Origin of the sequence: Sphingopyxis sp. KK2 (assembly GCF_001990265.1) — a bacterium.
Classification (GTDB): domain Bacteria; phylum Pseudomonadota; class Alphaproteobacteria; order Sphingomonadales; family Sphingomonadaceae; genus Sphingopyxis.
Map to the genome: position 1 here is coordinate 1 of NZ_LYVN01000236.1, position 3,334 is coordinate 3,334.

Sequence of the window (3,334 nt, forward strand, 5' to 3'; positions counted from 1 at the left end):
TCCACATCCCCACCGGTCCCGCCGCGAACCGCGTAGAAATCAACGGCATCGCCTATATCCCCGCCGGCCCCGGTCCGCACCCGACGGTCGTCCTCTGCCACGGCCTGCCCGGCAACGAAAAGAGCCTCGACCTCGCACAAGCGATGCGCCGCGCCGGCTGGACCGTCATCGCCTTCAACTATCGCGGCTCGTGGGGCAGCCCCGGCGATTATCGCTTCGCGCAAAATCTCGAGGACGCAAGCGCCGTCCTCGCCTTCGCGCGCGACCCCGCCAATGCCGCAAAGCTGCGCATCGACCCCAAACGCCTCGGCGTCATGGGGCACAGCATGGGCGGCTGGGTCACCGCGCTCACCGCCGCGAAGGACCGGGACATCCTCGGCGCCGCGATGATCTCCGCCGCCAACCTCGGCGCCTTCGCCAAGGCCCCGCGCGACCAGCTCGCCGCGGGCATGAAGGAAAACGGCCAGGAGGCCCTCGCCGGCACCTCGCCCGAGATCATGGCCGACGAACTGATCGCGAACGCCGCCGCCTTCGACTGGAGCAAGGACGCCACCGCGCTCGCGGCGACGAACCTCTTCATCCTCTCCTCCGACGACGGCCTCGCCCCCGGCACCGATGCGCTTGCCGAGGCGATCCGCAAGGACGGCGGCGGCGCGAAGCTGAAGACGCTGCACGTCGCGACCGACCACAGCTGGTCCGACGCGCGCATCCGGTTGCAGGCCGAAATCCTGGGGTGGCTCGAAACCCTCAAAGCCGGGAAATGACCCACCCCGGACGTCGCCGCACCGGCACCGGCACCGACGGCGCACGCGATCAATCGATGCGATTGAAGCGCGTCGCCTCCAGCTTCTCGCGGCTGTCGCCCGACCAGACGATCGTCTCTGTCATCGACCGGCGGTCCTTGGCGACGGTGTAGACGCGCGTCGACACCCGCGCGCCGGCCTTGCCCAATGTCATCACCAGCGTGTCGGGCGCCGGCTGGCGCAGCGCGACGCTGTCGATGAAATCCATATTGCCGGTGATCGGCACCGCGACGCCGTCGAGCGCCGCGGTCGATTCCGAATAGCGGCTCGACCCGTCGGGCGCGATGATTTCGACGCGCGTTTTCCATTTGCCGTCCGGCGCCGCCTGGAAGGCGATCGTCACCCGCTGCGGCCTCTCGTTCGCGGGCATCGCCGAGGTGTCGAGCGACCAGCTTCCGGCGAGCGGCAGCGGCTGCGACGCGGCGCTCGAAACCGCCGCGGGCGTCGCGGCCTGATCGGCGGAGGGGACGCCGGCGACGATCAGGCCGGCGGCGGCGAGGGGCGTGAGGATAAGCATGGCAATCATTCCTTTCGAACCGCGGACCCCGATGGTCGCGCTGTGCCCCGCAACCTTCCCGGTGGAGCGCGGCGTCGAAAGATCGATTTTCTTGTCACAAATTTCCTGGACGTCGAGCAGCCGCGCCAACTCGCGGCTGCTCCCCACCCCCGTCTTGCGGCGCGCGGTGCGCAACCGCTCGTTGATCGAGGTTTCCGAACGGTCGAGCCGCGCGGCAATCGTCTTCACCGTATGCCCCGCGGCGAGCAGCCGCAGGATTTCGACCTCGCGCTCGGTCAGATTGGCGGACAGGCCGGGCATGGATTGGTTGGCGGACATGGGCAGTTGCTCACCATAGCGTCGCGAACAGGTCCATCCCAATTAATTTGGGAAGGCGGGCTTGGGGACGGATCGGGCGTCGCACCAGTAAAGTTCAGTAAAGTTCAGCCCAATGGCGCAGCGTCGCGCCAGCGCTGCGGGAAAGCCCGAACGCATGGCGCACTGCCCCGCGCTTTGGCGGTGAAACGGGGTGCCAGCTCGGGTGTGGGGCGGCTCATCTCGAATCATAAACCGCGGCGAAATATATTAGGAAAGCGGCTTTTCGGATCCCGAGCATGCCGTTGGTCTCTCGCGGAACGAAGGTCTTGTTTTCTAATCGGAGCAAATCTCTTTTTTCTCACCGGGATACGGGATATATTCGAGCGGCGGAATATTCCATTGATCCCGGAAGCCGCGATAGGCCTCGCACTTGTCGAAGGCATATCGGAAACTGAGCGAGCAACGACTGGCGACAAACAGGCCCACCTTCCTCTGCGCATCGAGGGCGAGGATACGTTCGTTGAAATTCCTGATATAGTCCGGTGCACGGCCGATATTTTCGGGCGAAGCCCATGCATGCATGGTCTTCACTTCCCACACCTGGGTGTTGTCGTTGGGATCATAGGTATCGAAGCTATAGGAAACCCCTTCGGGCGTGGTCCACTCGACCTCGTTCTTTACCTTTCCATACCCCTTCTCCTTGGCGACATGTTCGGCATAGCGATCATGCTTCTTGTTCCCGCCCTTGCGGGGAACTGTCCTGACATCGCATGCGCCCTGCGTACGTTTCCCCCCCTTGTCGTTTAGCGCAAATCTTTCGGCTTCGTTATACTCCGCAGCCAGCGCAGCCTTTTTGCGCTTGCGTTCGCGCGCGGCGAGTATTTTCCGAAGCTTCTCCTGCCGCGTTTCCAGCGACTTCTCGTTATACTGGAAAACCACTTTTCCGATGGCTGCACCTTTTGGCAGCCTGGGATGATAGGTCTTCCCGTCGGTTCCCTTGAAGGATTTCGGCAAGCCCGGCCGGACGGATATTTGCGGGCCATTATCGGTCTGCCCCCATTCGGGGAAATAAAGGAGCGAAAGGGCAATGTCCTCGTCGAACGACGTCGACAGGTTGAAATCATGCTCCATGGCGCTGAGAATGAAAAAGAATTTCGGCGTGTAGATGGACGACACGCGGCCATCGGCACCCAGGGAGGTCATCTGCCTTCCGCTTTCGACAAAAGTTGGGGGACTGCCGCCTTCCGCCAATATGATCGTGGGCTCTTCCAGCCTGTTCATCTTCGCTTGAAAGTCGAGGTTGCGTTCCTTCATCCGCGAACAAGCGCCCCAATTGGTATCGCCTCCCTGATCCTTGCAGACTTCGGTGGGACTCGCTGGAGGGGGCGCTCCCCGCACATAGGGACGGTCCCTGGCCTCGATGACATTTTGCTGGACCGGAATCGCTCTGAGGGCAGGCCGGCGGCGGATCATATGGCCGCCCTGCTCCACATGCGCCAGCTCATGCGCGATCAGATGCCGGCCGCTCGCGCTTTCGGGCCGATATTCGCCGCTGCCGAAGACGATGTCGCCGCCGATCGCATAGGCCCGGGCATTGAGCGATCGCGCCGATTGCCCGGCGGCGGCGTCGGTGTGGATGCGGACCGACGACAGGTCGCGGCCAAAGCGCGGCTCGAAGAAGGCCCGTTCCGCTGCCGGCAGCGGGCCGCCCGCGCCG

General features: G+C 64.0%; 3 protein-coding genes. 1 reads left to right on the forward strand and 2 read right to left on the reverse strand.

Translation table 11 applies throughout. The annotated features are described in order from the left end of the window. Positions 1-764 (forward strand): S9 family peptidase (locus B1A78_RS21055; RefSeq protein WP_077148808.1); only part of this gene is annotated, 764 nt, incomplete at its 5' end. Between the two features lie 49 nt (positions 765-813). Here B1A78_RS21055 and B1A78_RS21060 read toward each other — a convergent pair. Next, on the reverse strand, positions 814-1,620 hold the full coding sequence (locus B1A78_RS21060) for a helix-turn-helix transcriptional regulator (protein WP_077148809.1): 807 nt from the start codon (positions 1,618-1,620) through the stop codon (positions 814-816). Positions 1,621-1,950: 330 nt separating this feature from the next. Further along, positions 1,951-3,334, reverse strand: a 1,384-nt coding sequence (locus B1A78_RS21065) for a DUF4157 domain-containing protein (RefSeq protein WP_144037949.1), incomplete at its 5' end; no start/stop codon positions are given.

Coding starts and splice junctions, on each gene's coding strand:
- B1A78_RS21060 (WP_077148809.1), bottom strand. CDS start 1,620: ATGCCCGGCCTGTCCGCCAATCTGACCGAGCGCGAGGTCGAAATCCTG.